Raw genomic sequence first — 15,632 nt, 5'->3', positions numbered from 1 at the left:
ATGATAAATTGGCAAACGAGAACCGTAAGGTTTTGAAAACATGACCGGTCTCAAATTATATTACTTCCAACGAAGCGTTTCCATAATATTACGAATATCATTCTGCAAATAGGCTGCGGCAGGCAGAATAGAATCGTAGTTAGGTTTGGTATAGAAATACACCGAGCCTGTAAGAAAGTGATCTGTGCTGTCGGTTACAAAAAACTGTGTCTGTGAAGCAGCATCGCCATGAACTTCGAATAAGGAACCGTATACATTTGCGTCTGGGTTTAAGAAAGGCTGTTCTACAATGTTGTGTGCCTTTACCGCATGCTCATAGCTCAATCGCTTCGCATCCCTTGTCAATTTATCTAAATCGTTATCCAGCCTTCTATAGCTTAAGAAAATAGCCCCTTTCATTTCAGGGTATTCTAAGGTATACGCCATTTCATTATTTTCTTTCGGATTTGCCAACTTATTGTAGCTAATAGAAAAATTAGCCGTCTCTAATGTAGCCAATTCTCCTTGGGGATATTCCAATCTTATTTGCGCTTTTGGCTTGGGAATTGGCGATTCGTCATTACAAGCTGCCATACCAAAGAGGCAGAAAAAACACAAAATAAAATAGTTATTATTCATTTGGCAATGTGACCTTAATTTGTTTTAGCCTTTTTTTATCTAAACTTTCAACTATAAATTTATAATCACCAAAAAGCACTTCCTCTCCTCTTTTTGGAAAACTGCCAGCTATTTCCAGTACAAAACCTGCAATTGTTTCCGACTCTCCTTTATTTTCCTCAAAATGGGTTTCATCAGCAATCTTTATAACCCTGTAAAAATCCTTTAGCGTGGTTTTGCCTTCAAACACATAATTGAAGTCGTCCAATTTGGAATAAATAAGATCTTCGTCATCAAACTCATCGCTTATATCCCCAACAATTTCCTCTATGATATCCTCCAAGGTAACGATACCGGAAGTGCCACCATACTCATCAACAACCACCGCCAAATGGTTCTTCTTAGCTTGAAATTCAGTAAGCAAATCATCCAACTTTTTATTTTCGGGTACGAAATAAGGTTCCCGTATCAAGCTTAACCAATTAAAGGATTTACGCTCTAAATAAGGCAAAACATCCTTAACGTATAAAACTCCTAAAACGTTGTCTATATTATCTGCAAAAACTGGAATTCGGGAATATCCGTTTTTTTTAATCTCTTCTAAAACTTCCAAAAATTTCATTTGATCGTTTAAGGAAAAGATATCTATTCTGGGTCGCATTACTTGTTTGGTGTCGGTATTACCGAAGCTTACAATTCCTTCCAATATCTTCTGCTCCTCTTTAGTTGTGTCTCCTTCGGATGTAAGCTCTAAGGCCTGGGACAAATGATCCACACTAAGGCTAGATTTTTCCTTTCCCAATTTATTATATAAGAAAATGGTCCCGGAACGCATAGGCAAACTCAAAGGTGAAAACAGAAAATCCAACACCCTTAACGGGTAAGCCATAAAATGGGAAAAGCTCATTCTATTTCGGTTAGCATATACTTTGGGTAATATCTCTCCAAACATCAATATTAAAAAGGTAGCTACTACCACTTCTAACAGAAAACGTAGCGAAACCAATCCTAAAAGGACTTGTGTAATATCAGAAAACAAGGTATCGCCTATTATATTAAATAAGAGTACGATACCAATATTTATGGCATTATTGGCAATAAGGATGGTAGCTAATAATTTTTTTGGCCTTTCCAAAAGAGAGATAAGAATAGATCCTCGAGGTGTTTTTTGCTCACTAATCGTATTCACCTCTGTAATCGACAAACCGAAAAGTGCCACTTCTGCACCAGAGATTAGTGCAGAACAACAGAGCAATATTACAAGTACACCAATGTTTAACGCAAAAGCGCCATCCATCACCAAAAAACTTAACGTATCACTTAAAGGGTCAGGATCCAATGGTCAGTTGTTTGGTTTTAAAAGGGAAGGTCATCTTCCTGTTCGGGTTCACTAACTCCTGTAGGGGTTGTTTGTTGCGCCGGTGCGTTAACGGGCGCAGTCGCGATGTTACCCGCAGACTGTGCTTGATTATTGGCCATACTTTCCTTTTTGGTAGAAAGGAAGGTGAATTCCTGTACATGTACCTCAGTAGTGTACCTAGTGTTGCCATCTTCTCCTTGCCACTGTCTGTTTTTTAGCCTACCCTCAACATATACCTTGTCACCTTTGCTCAAATATTTCTCACAAATCTCTGCAGCCTTGTTCCGCACCACAATATTGTGCCAATCCGTATTGGTCACACGTTCGCCTGTTTGCTTGTTTGTGTACGTTTCATTAGTAGCTATTGGAAACCTGCCAATGCTCCCACCGCCTTCAAAGTAATGCATCTTTACCTCATCGCCTAAATGCCCAATTAGCATAACCTTATTTAATGTACCGCTCATAATACTAGTTTCTGAAGTACAAAAATACTAAAATTTAAATGCATTCAAGAAGCTCGATATTAAAACAGGAACAGGATATCTTTCTAATTCCGTAATCGGTATAGCATCCAGTACCATCTCATCAACTTCCAAAATCCAAAATTTCGTATGTAAATGCTGATGCGACAATTTATGCACCACTACATTAGTGTTAAATAGGCTAACATTTGGTGTATATTTTAGTTCTAAAACTTTTCCATAGCCTTGTTCTACTCCATCCAAATCCATGTTCTTGTCAGATTCCAATAAGGGGAACTCCCAAAGCTTCTGCCAAATCCCCTTTCCTGTGCGTTGTCTCAACAAGGTATGTTTTCTACCATCTTCAGCAATGTATATGGGCACTAAATAATTAAAAAAACGATTTTTGACCTTGGTCTTTTTTAGTTTTACCGGTAAAATCTCAGTTTTCTTTTCTTTTAAAGCTACACAACCGTCTTTCAGCGGACATTCGGCACAAATTGGATTTTTTGGAATGCACTGTATTGCCCCAAATTCCATGATACCCTGATTGTAGTCCCTCACATTGCTAACATGCAACACCTGTTGCGCCAAATCTTTAAAATATTTAATACCAGCCGTGCTGTTGATAGGCGTTGCCACCCCAAAATAACGGGACAACACACGAAATACATTCCCATCTACAACCGCCTGCCTTTCATTAAAACATATAGATGAAATAGCACTTGCGGTGTAATCACCAACGCCTTTAAGCTTTAAAAGTTCTTTATAGTTCTCCGGAAACTGACCATTATATTCCTCTACCACCATTTTAGCCGCGGCGTGTAAATTACGAGCCCTAGAATAATACCCGAGACCTTGCCATAATTTTAATATGGTTTCTTCTTTTGCCTTAGCTAAATCCGTTACCTTGGGAAAGGCTTCTATGAAGCTTACATAATATGGCGTTCCTTGCGCTACCCTAGTCTGTTGTAAGATAATTTCCGATAGCCAAATATTATAAGGATCAGTAGATGAACGCCACGGTAAATCGCGCTTGTTTTTCTGATACCAACCTAGAATTTTATCCGAAAAAACCATTAACTATTGTACTAAGCGTTAAAAGTAGCAGTTTAAATACTTAAAATTAACCCTTTAGAAAGAAAGATTGAATTTAATTTATATATTTGCAACCCGAAAAAAATACAGAAAATCTAATGACGAAAGCGGAAATTGTATCTAAAATCTCAGACAAGCTGGGAATTGAAAAAGGAGATGTACAGGCAACGGTTGAATCCTTCATGGAAGAGGTAAAAACTTCTTTAGAAAGCGGAGACAATGTGTACCTTAGAGGTTTTGGAAGTTTTATTATTAAAACTAGGGCAGAAAAAACCGGAAGAAATATTTCCAAGAACACAACAATTAAAATACCGGCCCATAATATACCTGCATTCAAACCTGCAAAGGTTTTTGTAGAAGGAGTAAAGAGCAACGTACAAGTTAAATAATAATCTTAAAAATAGAACTTTATGCCGAGTGGTAAGAAAAGAAAAAGACATAAGGTAGCTACACACAAGCGCAAGAAGCGCAGAAGAGCTAACCGACACAAGAAAAAGTAGTTGTTACAACTACTTTTTCATTTTATAACGTTCTTTGACAGAGAGGTTCCAAAGATGAACTTCGGCAGATTTATATAAATCTGTTTACGATATTGTTTAATCAATTTATCTGGCTTACATGCCATTGTAAGCTTTAGGTAAGTATAAATACATTCAGGTGAATAGAGAATTAATCGTAAGATCTAGTTCCGATGCCGTCGATTTTGCCTTATTAAAGGACGGAAAACTCACTGAACTGCATAAAGAAGAGGACAATAACGACTTTTCCGTAGGCGATATTTTTTTAGCCAAAATACGGAAGCCGGTAACGGGCCTTAACGCTGCATTCGTCAACGTTGGGTACGAGAAAGATGCTTTTTTGCATTATCACGACCTGGGGCCACAGTTATCCTCTATGCTTAAGTTCATAAAACAGGTGAGCTCTGGAAGATTAAAAGAGTACTCCTTAAAGGATTTCCCTTTCGAAAAAGATATTGATAAAAATGGCGTAATAACAGATGTTGTTAAGGCCAATCAGTCCCTTTTAGTGCAAATTGTTAAAGAACCCATATCCACCAAGGGACCAAGAATTAGCTCCGAGCTATCTATAGCAGGTCGTTATTTGGTCATGGTTCCTTTCTCCGATCGTGTTTCCGTATCTCAAAAGATAGGCAGCAATGAGGAAAAAGATAGGCTTAAAAGACTTGTAAAGAGTATAAAACCAAAAGGATTTGGAATTATTATCAGAACAGTTGCAGAAGGCAAAAAAGTAGCAGAATTAGACAAAGATTTACAAAACTTGTTGGACAAATGGTCCACCATGTGTAAAAAATTACAGCGTGCACAAACACCTTCTAAAGTATTAGTAGAGCTTAACAGGGCTTCCTCCATTTTAAGGGATGTCTTCAACGACAGCTTTACAGGAATACATGTTGATGACGCTGACCTATATAATCAAGTAAAGGATTATGTAGCAGAGATTGCCCCTAACAAGGAGTCTATCGTAAAACACTATGACTCCCAAGTTCCGATTTTTGAAAAATTTGGAATAGACCGGCAAATAAAAACTTCGTTCGGCCGTACAGCGGTAATGAGCAGAGGTGCCTATTTGATTATTGAACATACCGAAGCTTTACACGTAATAGACGTGAACAGCGGTAACCGTTCCAATAAGGCAAAAAATCAAGAAGATACCGCGTTAGAGGTGAATCTGATATCCGCTTCCGAAATCGCAAGACAGTTGCGACTTAGAGATATGGGTGGTATTATCGTGGTTGACTTCATTGACATGGTAAAGGCGCAGCACAGAAAAAAGCTTTTTGAACATCTAAGAGATGAGATGAAGGACGACCGTGCCAAACACAAAATTTTACCGCCAAGTAAATTTGGACTCATTCAAATTACAAGGCAGCGTGTGAGACCAGAAATGAATATTAAGACCACAGAGGAAAATCCAAACCAAAAAGGAAAGGAAGTAGAAGCTCCCATAGTTTTAATAGACAAAATAAACGTAGATCTAGAGCGGCTTTTAAAAGGCCCTGCAAAGGAAAGTAAAAGTATTACTTTGAATTTGCATCCGTTTATTGCGGCCTACATCACAAAAGGATTTCCTTCTATACGCACCAAGTGGTTCTTGGAGCATAAAAGATGGATCAAAATACAACCAAGGGATGCGTATACGTATCTCGACTACCGTTTTAAGAATAAAGACGGTAAAACAATTTATTAATAAAAAGCGACTTCTAACCGGAGTCGCTTTTTTTGTTTGGCACCATTAGGACCTTATTTCTTAACTTGCTAAGACATCTTAACCTCAGCTTTTGAAAACAGAAGAATTAATAAAATTGGAATCTCCGGCATGAAGAACAAAGTTGAAACAAACGAAGAACACGTTTTGGATATTAATTGTACTGAGCATACTCCTAGGTGGATTTATGGGAAGGGATTTCGTACGAAGCGACACCTTTGATGTTATTATGATGATGCCGGTGCTAACTGGCATTACTGCTGAATTAGAGTATATTAAAATTAAAAAATACAAAAAAGCACTTGAACAAAGAGATAAAAAATAATACCTCCTACTCCTTGATAGAAGCCACCAAAAAACTGGAAAGCTACTGTGCCTATCAAGACCGCTGTCACAAAGAAGTTACTTCCAAATTAAGGGAAATGGGAATGATTCCAGTAGCTATTGACGAAATCCTAGGACATCTTATAAAAGAGAATTTTCTAAATGAAGAGCGTTTTGCCCGCAGTTTTGCCCGTGGTAAATTCAAGATAAAAAAGTGGGGCAAGAATAGAATCGTTAACGAACTTAAGCAGCGCGATATCACGAAATACAACATCAATCTAGCGCTTAAGGAACTTGACGAAACCGATTATTTGGAAACCTTAGAGCAGCTTGCAGAAAAGCGCTTCAGACAGCTTACCGAGACCAATATCTTCCAAAAACGAAAAAAGCTGGCCGATTACCTTTTATACAGAGGATGGGAAAGCCCTTTGGTCTACGAAATAACCAAAAGGCTTATTCCCTAACTTTTCAAAGTTTTAATCTATAGATTAAAGACAGCACCCAGACCAAATACAAACTGATTGTTCAGCAATTCTGCATCAGACAAGGTATCGTTATTATACTTTGCAAAAGGAACGGAAAATTCCGTAAAAATGCCGAACCCGTCACTAAAGAAATAACGCCCACCTAAGTGACCCCCAAATTGTTTCATAGATAGATTAAGGCCAGGGTAAATATCCACGGCATCGCTTATATTTAGCACACTTCCGATATTTGCATTAAAACGAGCGACCACGTTAATACGGTCGGCAAAATCAGCTCCAATCGTTTCGTCTACACCTAAAACATAACCTGTTGAAACTCCAATCGAGAAGTTCTCACCAAGTCCATAATCATAGGTTGCGGTTATTCCCGTTCCGTTATCCTGAAAGCTTGCACCGACCTGAAATTTTGAATCTCCTTTACCATCAAACGGCTGAGCATTCATGGTGGCTATTCCAAAAACTAATACTATCCCTACTATTATATTTTTCATATCTAAAACTTAATGATTCGCGTTTTAAGGGTGCAAATATATTTAATTACCCCACAACAACTAGATAAACTAAACGGTAGTTCGTTCTATGGCACGTTTATTTTTCCAGTCGATCCATTTTTGACCTTTTAATTTTCGCATCAATACATCAAAATGACGCATAATCACAATATTATATGCCGCATGACCAAGATTTTTAGGGTTTCTGGCCAAAGCACGAAGGCTCATGGAAAAACCAGGAGTCTTATATTTCATATAGTGCCAATAGCCTTCTGGCATATATAGAACCTCGCCATGTTTAAGTGTGGTCCTAAACCCTTTGACCTTTCTTAGCGCGGGCCATTGCCCCAAATCTGGATTTGAAAAATTAATACTCTCATGGGTTATGAGGGAATGTGGTACCTTATAAAGATGTTTATTCTGGGATTGTGAAAACAGAATACATTCCTTCTCTCCTTCAAAATGAAAGTGAAAAATATTGGCTAAATCAATATCATAATGCATAAAAGTATGGGAATCCCTGCCACCAAAAAATAGCATAGGTACCTGCTTTAACAATCGAATACCAAAATCTGGATAGCTAAAATCCTTTTGCAGTTCCGGGACCTCCTTTAATATGTTCCAAAGAAAAATACGGTATTTGGTAGGCTCTCTCTTAAGCAAATCAATATAATCCGACATTTTCATGGTAGCATGTGGCTCATTAAAACCATCTTCATGTTGCACAGGCCGGTCATCGTAAAGGGGAACCATCTTATCTCCCGCAATATCCTTAATATAGTCCAAGGACCACTTTGAATGTGCTTCCCAGCCACCGTCAAAGGACTCTATCACTACAGGAAGCTGTGGTTTCAAATAGGAAGAAACAAAGTCTTGCTTAGAAATCGATTTTACCCTAGGAATTTCGACTAGATTCAATGGTGCTCGGTTTGTTTAGGAAGAACAAATTTAATCAACCCGCTTATAACAATTTCTTAAAAAAGGGAATAATGTAAGTTTAGTCCGTCAATTTGGCCTTTTGTTTCGCCAACTCATTACGTTCTATTTTATGCCCTGGCCTAGTCCATTTTGGTTTTTCACCTAAGGTTTGAAACTCAGAATCCGAGGCCTCTACCGTTTTGGGCTGAGAAATTTTGCTGAAAGGCTTTTGAGGATTAAGTCCTAACAGCTTAAATAGTTCCATATCGTCGTTCACATCCGGATTTGGGGTAGTCAACAACTTATCACCTGCAAAAATAGAATTTGCACCTGCAAAGAAACACATTGCCTGCCCTTCCCTGCTCATTTGAGTACGGCCGGCAGATAGTCTTACCTGGGTTTCCGGCAATACAATCCGTGTGGTTGCCACCATACGCACCATATCCCAAATGGCAATGGGCTCTATATCCTCCATAGGTGTACCTTCCACAGCTACCAGCGCATTAATAGGCGTAGATTCGGGTTGCGGGCTCAACGAAGATAACGCTACCAACATACCGGCGCGGTCTTCCAAGGCCTCACCCATACCTATAATTCCGCCGCTACAGACGGTAACATTACTCTTACGAACGTTTTCTATCGTATCCAAACGGTCTTCAAAGGCACGAGTTGAAATTACATCTTTATAATAATCCTCAGAAGTATCCAAATTATGGTTATAGGCATACAAACCGGCTTCCGCCAAACGCTTTGCCTGATTTTCTGTAATCATCCCCAAGGTACAGCAAACCTCCATATCCAATTTATTAATAGTGCGTACCATTTCCAACACCTGGTCAAACTCAGGACCATCCTTAACATTACGCCATGCCGCGCCCATACAAACTCTAGAGCTACCGGATGCTTTTGCACGAAGTGCCTGTGCCTTCACATGAGGCACGGTCATTAAGTCATTTCCTTCAATATCCGTATGGTAACGTGCCGCTTGCGGACAGTAGCCACAATCTTCTGGACAACCTCCTGTTTTGATAGAAAGCAAGGTGGACACTTGAACTGTATTAGGGTCATGATTTTTCCTGTGAATGGTAGCGGCATCGTAAAGTAGCTCCATCAGAGGTCTGTTATATATATCGAGAATTTCTTGTTTGGTCCAATTATGTCTGGCTGCGCTCATAAATTAATTGCTTGTTCTAGGTTTCAAAAATAGCTGAATTAGGGTAGATATAATAATTAAACGAATTGAAAAGTGCTTTCAATAGTATGCTTTATTGCACTATTTCTATACAAAACTTCTAAAACTACACCTCAAACATACCACACGTTTATATAGCACGATAACATAAATCTTCATAAGACCATCTTCTTAAAAATATCCTGAAGCTCTCTTTCAGGATCTTCACATAGTCCTGGGTGGGTTTCAGAGCTTTGGATAATAGTACTTCTAGTTGCAGTTAACCAACGAAACCTATCTGACAATTCTAGCTTTCCAATAGCTCCTCCAGAAGGTGCGCCTTTACAAATTAATTCCCATGCTTTTAGATATTCCAATAAATGTTCCAGTTCTATTTCGTTGGTAAATGCCTCTAAAAGTTTTTGGTTTATTTGATATAGTACCTTAAGAAATTTTTTTTGTTTTGAAAAAAGTATCACCCCTACGTTAAAAAATTCTTCGCGTTCCACTTTAGGAACAACTCTAATAATCGCATATTCAAATGTGCATCTATCTTGCATCCTCAGCTTCTTTAACAAGTAAATCTATCATAGCTAACCGTACTGTAATAAAACGCACATAGGCCTCCTTAATCTCTTTAGATGACATGTTATCCGTTTCGTTAATTAGCCATTCCTCGGGTATGTTCGATACAATCTCAGCAATCCTCCTTTCATTTAACGACTCTTTTATTGCAAGCGCAGCTTCTTGTAAATTAGTTGCCTGAGCTAATAGTACATGATCCTTTATAAGTGGAAAAGTCCTCGTTAAATGGCTTTCCCAAGTTTCCCAGTTATGATGAAAATAAAAACTGGCACCATTATCTATAATCCATAATTCTTCATTCCATTTTAACAGGTTTGTATTTTTAGCTGTCCGGTCTATGTTGCTGATGATACTGTCCAATAACACCACTTTCGACGCTGTTCTACCATCTACTTTAGATGCCAAAGGCTCAAAAGTGATTGCACTTGACAAGAAATGTAATCCTAAGTTTAAACCCACACTAAATTTAAGTAAATCCTGAATTTCCTCGTCAGGTTCGGTTTTACTGAACGAGTCGTCTAAGTTCATAAACACCAGTTCCGGCACTTTTAATCCAATAGAACGTGCTAGTTCTCCTCCAATAAATTCAGCAATAAGTGCCTTTTTGCCTTGACCTGCACCACGAAACTTCAACACATATAAAAATCCGTCATCTGCTTTTACGATTGCAGGAAGCGAACCTCCTTCCCGCAGCGGTTTTATATACTGAACTACATCTACGGTGCGAATATCGATTTTATTCATTATGCCTAATATACTAAATCTTAAAAGTCGTTACTTCCAAAGCTATTAGATACTTATCTATTTTAGAAAAAAGGCCAAAGAACAATAGTTCAATGGCCAATTTCTGCTGTCACCCTTTAAAAACTAAACTACTCCTCCTTTTTCTTGGGAGAATTCGTTTTCTTTATCTCATCTGATTTATCTTCCACGGTATCTTTGCCTTTCAAATACTCAGGCAACTGCATCCCTGCCATATTGAACATATCCTGTAAAGGAGGAACGGATTTGTACATTCCCGAAATAAAGTTTGCGGTAGAGTTTTTACCATCTTCCGTTTTTGCGCCAGAATCCCAAACGGTTACTTTATCGATTTTTATGTTCTTGATAGCCTCGGCTTGTGTTTTTACCAATTCCGGTAATTTATCAGCTACCAATAGTAATACGGCATCTTTTGGACTATCGCCCGCTGCGCGTACAATTTTATCCAAACCTTCTGCCTGCTTGGTTAAAACTTCTAAGATACCTTGGGCCTCGGCTTGTGCCTTAAATAAAATAGCATCGGCCTGTCCTTTGGCAATACGTCTGGTACGTTCTGCATCTGCCTCTGCATCAATCTCTACCTTCTTTTTATCAATTTCCGCAGGTACAACAATATCTGCCATTTGTGAACTACGCTCTCGATCTGCCCTTGCCATTTCCGCATCACGTTCCGCAGCGTAGGATTCCTGTAGCGCCTTTGCGCTTTGTACCTTCTCAGCAGCTATTGCAGTACGTTCGGCCTCTGCCTCTCGCTGTCTTCGTAAAGAATCTGAATTGGCAACATTAATTTTTGCAATATTTTCGCCTTCAACCGCTTTTGCATTTGCAGCGGCCACTTGGGTACGCTCGTCCTGTACGGCATTGGCCTCACCGATAGACCCATCCCTATTTTTCTCCGCAACGGATTTACGTGCCGCGTTAATGGCGTGCGCTGCAGCTTCTTTACCCAAAGCTTCGATATAGCCAGACTCGTCAACAATATCCGTAATATTTACGTTTATTAGTTTAAGACCTACTTTCTTTAATTCTGACTCTACGCTTTGCGAGATATTCGTTAGAAATTTATCCCTATCCGAATTTATTTCTTCAATATCCATGGAAGCTACTACCAAACGTAGCTGTCCGAAAATAATTTCTTTTGCCAAGTCCTGTACCTCTTGCGCACCCAAGCCCAAGAGACGTTCTGCAGCATTTTGCATTACCCCTGGCTCTGTAGAAACCCCTATGGTAAATCTTGAAGGAACATTCACCCTTATATTCTGCTTGCTCAAGGCGTTTGCCAAATCTACCTCAATAGAAATGGGTGTCAAATCTAAATATTCATAGTCTTGGATTACAGGCCAAATAAATGCAGCACCACCATGGATACATTTGGCGGAATTACCCGTGCCTACTTTACCATAGACTACTAAAATACGATCGGACGGACACCGTTTATACCGCCTTATGAAGGAGATAATAATGATAAAAAAGAAGAGAATAGCGAAACCAACAGCCAATAATGAGGCTCCGCCACCAAGTTGTAATGGTAATAGCATAGGGTTATTTATTTAAGAGTTCAACAATTAATATTCCGTTGGCGGTAATTTCTTTGACACGAACAACATTGCTTTGGTTAAGGTCGTGGGCCTCATCAGTCAAAGCTTCCAATTCGCGTAACGTTCCTTGTACATTGATACTTACTTTTCCAATACTGGATCTATTTGCACCGATAGTCAAGTATACTTCGCCAATCTGATTTAAAGCATTTTTGAGTTTAAGCGTGCCGCTACTTTGTAATTTGGCCAAGTAGTAAAACAAAGCTGCCATAGCTGTCATCATTAAAAGACCACATATTACGGAAATGAGTACCGTAACTGTTTTTGAAAGTCCGCCATCTATACATGCTATACCGGACCAGCCAAAGATGGTCAAAAAGCCCATTAAATTTTTAAAGGATAAGAATTGAAAACCTATTCCGGTATCGCCCTCTATCTCAACATCCACATCTCCCCCAAAATCATCGGCATCACCACCTGCTAAGGTCATGACAATTAGCACTACAAATATAGCAGATGAGATAAGGGCAACGACCCAATAAATTTTTTCAAAAAGCGATAAGGTCTCGAACCATTGTTCCATAATTTTTGGTTTAGTTGGCAACTTGAAAGATACTGTTTTCTTGTAATATGTTTTGTAATAAAAAGGTCAGATTAAGAACTACTGAAATTACTCATGGATAGGGGCTTCCAATAAAACACTTACTGCATTACCGCCAAACCCTACAGCGTTTACCAATACTTTTTTAATGCTTTTAGGATCTTGTTGCTGTTTAATAAATGGGACTTGAATAGCTTTTTGATGGCGCAGCATTAAAACTGCCAATTCTATATTTAACATTCCCGATGCGCCAAATGTGTGACCCATTTTCCACTTATTAGTAGTTAAAAATGGAGTTTTGTTACAGAATATTTTTTCTATAGCACAGTATTCGGTCTCATCTCCTTTTATCGTACCTGGTGCGTGCATCACCACTACATCTACTTCTTCTGGTGAAATATTCCCTAATGCCATTGTCATGGAACGTTGAAAACACAGGGCATCCGTTGAGATAGACACATTATGTTCCAAAGGTTCTGTGGCATAGCCAACCCCAACTATCGTGGCCAAAGCATTAGGTACTATTTCACGTTCTAAACATGCCATAGCAGCTCCTTCTCCCAAAACCATACTGTTGACGGACTTTTCTAAATCCAGTGCCTTACAGGGGTACTTATCCGTATCTCCATATTTAGAATAAATTTTTAAAGCTTTCATTTGAGCGATGGTAAAGGGAGTTAAAGGTGCTTCGCTACCTCCTACCAAAAATTTATCGGCCATACCGCTTTGTAGCCAAGCGATTCCGTTTAAAACTGAATGTAATGCCGTAGAACAAGTAATGGAATGGGAAATTTCCGGTCCCTTCGTTTGTAAATCGTGCGCTACCCAAGAAGATATATTACCAAGGGTAGTTGTGGGCGAAGCTAGTGTGGCCGTCTTTTTGTACTCTAAAAATTCCTTGTGGTACTGTTCAAATAAAGAAGTAGCACCACGCGAGGACCCGATATTGATTCCAAAGTTATCAGCCGCTTTCCAACCGGCTTGTACAATCACTTTTCTTGATGCAACCAAAGCGAACAAAACGGAATCATCCAATTTTTTATACTTCGTATCCGACTTTCGAAGTGTTTCTATTTCCTTCCTCCCACCTTTGGTCAATGGTGCCAACCACTCCTTATGAACATCAAACATTCGTTGTTGAAAAAAATGTTCTGGTTTCTTGTAACTGGACCACACCTCTTCAAGGGAAGTCCCCAAAGCAGAAATAGAACCAATAGCAGTAATTGAAATAGGTTGAATCACGAAAAATGAATTATTGGACAAAAGTAAAAGTTCTTATCTTCATGAAAGCAAAACCATATAAAAAACAATGAACAACGAATTGGTTGAATACCCAAATTGGTGGAAAAGAAACTGGAAATGGGCAGTACCTTTAGGTGGTTGTTTGAGCTTACTAACTGTATTTATCCTATTTATTGGGTCATTGTTCTATGGAGTAACGGCAGTATTAGAAGAATCTCAACCCTACGAATATGCGCTCGAAAAAATAAACCAAGACGAAGAAATCATAAGTGCTTTAGGTTCGCCCATTGTAAAGAACGGGATGATACAAGGTAGTTACAACAGTATCAATGGAAACAAAACAGCAGATATGAAAATTCCTATTTCAGGCCCTAAGGATTCCGGAACCTTGTTTGTAAAAGCCACTGGGAAAGATGATAACTGGACATACGATGAAATTAGGGTAGAAATCAAGGATGATGAACATATTGATCTGTTAGAGGAAACTTCAGAAGACTTTTAGCGCGCTTCTAATAGTATCATAGATTTTGTTCAACTGCCCATCCGTCATCACAAAAGGCGGAAGCACGTACACTGTATTCCCAAGTGGCCTCAAAATAACTCCCCTTTCCATAAAAAATTGGTACAATTTATCGCGCAGGTTTCCATAACGCTCCATCTCTATATTCAAATCTAGTGCCAAAATAACACCCATGCAGCGTGCATTCTCCACTTTTGGATTGCCCCTAACCTCAGCCACAAAGCGTTCATGAGCGTTTTTTATAACATTACGCCGTTCCACTATTTGGGGTGATTCCAATAAATCTAAGCCAGCCAATACCGCAGCACATCCAATGGGGTGCGCGCTAAAGGTATGGGCATGAAAAAAACCTTTTGAAATCTCATCGCTTAGAAAGCGATCGTACACTTCCTGGGAGCAACTGGTAATACTCAAAGGAAACATCCCGGCCGTTAGTGCCTTGCTTAAACACATGATATCCGGTTTGTGCTGCATATTCTCCGAAGCGAAATTTTTACCTGTTTTTCCAAAACCGGTCATAATTTCATCGGCAATACAAAGAATTCCGGCATTCTTGCACACTTCCAAAAGCGCATCCAATCCGGCTGCAGAATGAAATTTCATTCCCGCCGCGCCTTGTACCAAAGGTTCATAAACAAAGGCCGCACATTCATTTTTTTTAATAACATCTTGGAGCTTTGAAATAATTGCTTCCAAATTATGATTTTGCGGCACTGGAATGCGTTCTACTTTTAACAGAAAATCCTCAAATGGTCCGTTGTAGGAAGAGAGCCCCGAAGCACTCATCGCACCAAAGGTATCGCCATGAAACCCATCTTCAAACGCAATTAAGGTATCGCGTTTATCGCCGTGATTATGATGGTACTGTAAGGCCATTTTTATCGCTGCTTCCACTGCAGTGGAGCCATTATCATTAAAAAATATCCTAGCTTGGTTCTTTGGAAGTAGCGGCAATAACCTTTCGGATAACTGTACAGCTGGCTCATGGGTAAACCCGCTGAACAGAACAAAATCCAATTGCTTCATCTGGGCGGTCATGGCTTCAATAATGTATGGATTACCATGGCCGTACATACTGGTGTACCACGATGCGATGCCATCTATATATTCGTTTCCTGCTTCATCCCAAAACAAGGCTCCTTCGGCCTTAACAATGCCCAAGGGCGCTGCTGCCGTTTTATGCTGTGTCAACGGATGCCATAGGTGTTTTTTATCTCTTTCAGGAAGATTTTTCAATTGAAGCTATTTTGTTG

General features: G+C 39.2%; 18 protein-coding genes. 5 read left to right on the top strand and 13 right to left on the bottom strand.

Annotated elements, in window-relative coordinates; all coding sequences use genetic code 11:
* Window positions 1-60: 60 nt before the first annotated feature.
* From gldD to mutY, 4 genes are read right to left on the bottom strand one after another with little or no spacing between them, the layout of a single operon-like run.
* On the bottom strand, window positions 61-618 hold the full coding sequence (gldD, locus tag MS6x_RS11765; RefSeq protein ID WP_482602241.1) for a gliding motility lipoprotein GldD: 558 nt from the start codon (window positions 616-618) through the stop codon (window positions 61-63).
* Window positions 611-1,936 carry a gliding motility-associated protein GldE gene (locus tag MS6x_RS11760; protein ID WP_482602239.1) on the bottom strand — a complete coding sequence of 442 codons (1,326 nt, stop codon included), beginning with the start codon at window positions 1,934-1,936 and terminating at the stop codon, window positions 611-613. Before MS6x_RS11760 ends, gldD begins: the two co-directional genes overlap by 8 nt.
* Before the next feature lie 17 nt (window positions 1,937-1,953).
* Complete coding sequence (locus MS6x_RS11755; protein WP_482602237.1) at window positions 1,954-2,421, bottom strand: single-stranded DNA-binding protein; 468 nt, start codon at window positions 2,419-2,421, stop codon at window positions 1,954-1,956.
* A 27-nt stretch (window positions 2,422-2,448) separates the two neighbouring features.
* Window positions 2,449-3,498 (bottom strand): A/G-specific adenine glycosylase, encoded by a 1,050-nt coding sequence (mutY, locus tag MS6x_RS11750; RefSeq protein ID WP_482602235.1) that lies wholly within the window; start codon window positions 3,496-3,498, stop codon window positions 2,449-2,451.
* Window positions 3,499-3,614: 116 nt separating this feature from the next.
* Here mutY and MS6x_RS11745 point away from each other — a divergent pair, with 116 nt between their 5' ends.
* From MS6x_RS11745 to MS6x_RS11730, 4 genes are all read left to right on the top strand, one after another.
* A complete protein-coding gene (locus tag MS6x_RS11745) occupies window positions 3,615-3,905 on the top strand; it encodes an HU family DNA-binding protein (protein ID WP_013306152.1) in 291 nt (96 codons plus the stop codon).
* A 268-nt stretch (window positions 3,906-4,173) separates the two neighbouring features.
* Entirely contained in the window at window positions 4,174-5,724 is a 1,551-nt protein-coding gene (locus tag MS6x_RS11740; RefSeq protein WP_482602232.1) for an Rne/Rng family ribonuclease, read from the top strand.
* A gap of 142 nt (window positions 5,725-5,866) precedes the next feature.
* Window positions 5,867-6,067, top strand: coding sequence for a hypothetical protein (locus MS6x_RS11735; protein WP_482602230.1), 201 nt, complete (start codon window positions 5,867-5,869; stop codon window positions 6,065-6,067).
* A complete protein-coding gene (locus MS6x_RS11730) occupies window positions 6,045-6,530 on the top strand; it encodes a regulatory protein RecX (protein WP_482602228.1) in 486 nt (161 codons plus the stop codon). The genes MS6x_RS11735 and MS6x_RS11730 overlap by 23 nt, the downstream gene beginning before the upstream one ends.
* Before the next feature lie 17 nt (window positions 6,531-6,547).
* On the opposite strand, the gene MS6x_RS11725 is transcribed toward MS6x_RS11730, so the two are convergent.
* The 8 genes from MS6x_RS11725 to MS6x_RS11690 all read right to left on the bottom strand — a co-directional run bounded on the left by MS6x_RS11725 (window position 6,548) and on the right by MS6x_RS11690 (window position 13,859).
* On the bottom strand, window positions 6,548-7,042 hold the full coding sequence (locus tag MS6x_RS11725; RefSeq protein WP_482602226.1) for a DUF6646 family protein: 495 nt from the start codon (window positions 7,040-7,042) through the stop codon (window positions 6,548-6,550).
* A 69-nt stretch (window positions 7,043-7,111) separates the two neighbouring features.
* Window positions 7,112-7,960 carry a cupin-like domain-containing protein gene (locus MS6x_RS11720; protein ID WP_482602224.1) on the bottom strand — a complete coding sequence of 283 codons (849 nt, stop codon included), beginning with the start codon at window positions 7,958-7,960 and terminating at the stop codon, window positions 7,112-7,114.
* Window positions 7,961-8,039: 79 nt separating this feature from the next.
* On the bottom strand, window positions 8,040-9,134 hold the full coding sequence (bioB, locus tag MS6x_RS11715; protein WP_482602222.1) for a biotin synthase BioB: 1,095 nt from the start codon (window positions 9,132-9,134) through the stop codon (window positions 8,040-8,042).
* A gap of 173 nt (window positions 9,135-9,307) precedes the next feature.
* Complete coding sequence (locus MS6x_RS11710; protein WP_482602220.1) at window positions 9,308-9,691, bottom strand: DUF3037 domain-containing protein; 384 nt, start codon at window positions 9,689-9,691, stop codon at window positions 9,308-9,310.
* Complete coding sequence (locus MS6x_RS11705; protein WP_482602218.1) at window positions 9,681-10,460, bottom strand: HipA family kinase; 780 nt, start codon at window positions 10,458-10,460, stop codon at window positions 9,681-9,683. The genes MS6x_RS11710 and MS6x_RS11705 overlap by 11 nt, the downstream gene beginning before the upstream one ends.
* Window positions 10,461-10,588: 128 nt before the next feature.
* Entirely contained in the window at window positions 10,589-12,016 is a 1,428-nt protein-coding gene (locus tag MS6x_RS11700) for a flotillin family protein (protein ID WP_482602216.1), read from the bottom strand.
* Between the two features lie 4 nt (window positions 12,017-12,020).
* Entirely contained in the window at window positions 12,021-12,599 is a 579-nt protein-coding gene (locus MS6x_RS11695) for a hypothetical protein (RefSeq protein WP_482602214.1), read from the bottom strand.
* Between the two features lie 87 nt (window positions 12,600-12,686).
* Window positions 12,687-13,859 (bottom strand): beta-ketoacyl synthase N-terminal-like domain-containing protein, encoded by a 1,173-nt coding sequence (locus MS6x_RS11690; RefSeq protein ID WP_482607164.1) that lies wholly within the window; start codon window positions 13,857-13,859, stop codon window positions 12,687-12,689.
* A 67-nt stretch (window positions 13,860-13,926) separates the two neighbouring features.
* On the opposite strand from MS6x_RS11690, the gene MS6x_RS11685 reads away from it, so the two are divergent.
* Complete coding sequence (locus MS6x_RS11685) at window positions 13,927-14,361, top strand: cytochrome c oxidase assembly factor Coa1 family protein (protein WP_482602212.1); 435 nt, start codon at window positions 13,927-13,929, stop codon at window positions 14,359-14,361.
* Here the strand turns inward: MS6x_RS11685 and bioA are convergent.
* On the bottom strand, window positions 14,347-15,615 hold the full coding sequence (gene bioA / locus MS6x_RS11680; protein ID WP_482602210.1) for an adenosylmethionine--8-amino-7-oxononanoate transaminase: 1,269 nt from the start codon (window positions 15,613-15,615) through the stop codon (window positions 14,347-14,349). The two genes, MS6x_RS11685 and bioA, sit on opposite strands and share 15 nt — an antisense overlap.
* Between the last annotated feature and the right edge of the window lie 17 nt (window positions 15,616-15,632).

Source organism: Maribacter sp. MS6, assembly GCF_056839185.1.
Note: the sequence above shows the minus strand (reverse complement) of the source record. Positions and strands in the feature narration are given on the sequence as shown.

Coding starts and splice junctions, on each gene's coding strand:
- gldD (WP_482602241.1), bottom strand. CDS start 618: ATGAATAATAACTATTTTATTTTGTGTTTTTTCTGCCTCTTTGGTATG.
- MS6x_RS11755 (WP_482602237.1), bottom strand. CDS start 2,421: ATGAGCGGTACATTAAATAAGGTTATGCTAATTGGGCATTTAGGCGAT.
- mutY (WP_482602235.1), bottom strand. CDS start 3,498: ATGGTTTTTTCGGATAAAATTCTAGGTTGGTATCAGAAAAACAAGCGC.
- MS6x_RS11745 (WP_013306152.1), top strand. CDS start 3,615: ATGACGAAAGCGGAAATTGTATCTAAAATCTCAGACAAGCTGGGAATT.
- MS6x_RS11725 (WP_482602226.1), bottom strand. CDS start 7,042: ATGAAAAATATAATAGTAGGGATAGTATTAGTTTTTGGAATAGCCACC.
- bioB (WP_482602222.1), bottom strand. CDS start 9,134: ATGAGCGCAGCCAGACATAATTGGACCAAACAAGAAATTCTCGATATA.
- MS6x_RS11710 (WP_482602220.1), bottom strand. CDS start 9,691: ATGCAAGATAGATGCACATTTGAATATGCGATTATTAGAGTTGTTCCT.
- MS6x_RS11705 (WP_482602218.1), bottom strand. CDS start 10,460: ATGAATAAAATCGATATTCGCACCGTAGATGTAGTTCAGTATATAAAA.
- MS6x_RS11700 (WP_482602216.1), bottom strand. CDS start 12,016: ATGCTATTACCATTACAACTTGGTGGCGGAGCCTCATTATTGGCTGTT.
- MS6x_RS11695 (WP_482602214.1), bottom strand. CDS start 12,599: ATGGAACAATGGTTCGAGACCTTATCGCTTTTTGAAAAAATTTATTGG.
- MS6x_RS11685 (WP_482602212.1), top strand. CDS start 13,927: ATGAACAACGAATTGGTTGAATACCCAAATTGGTGGAAAAGAAACTGG.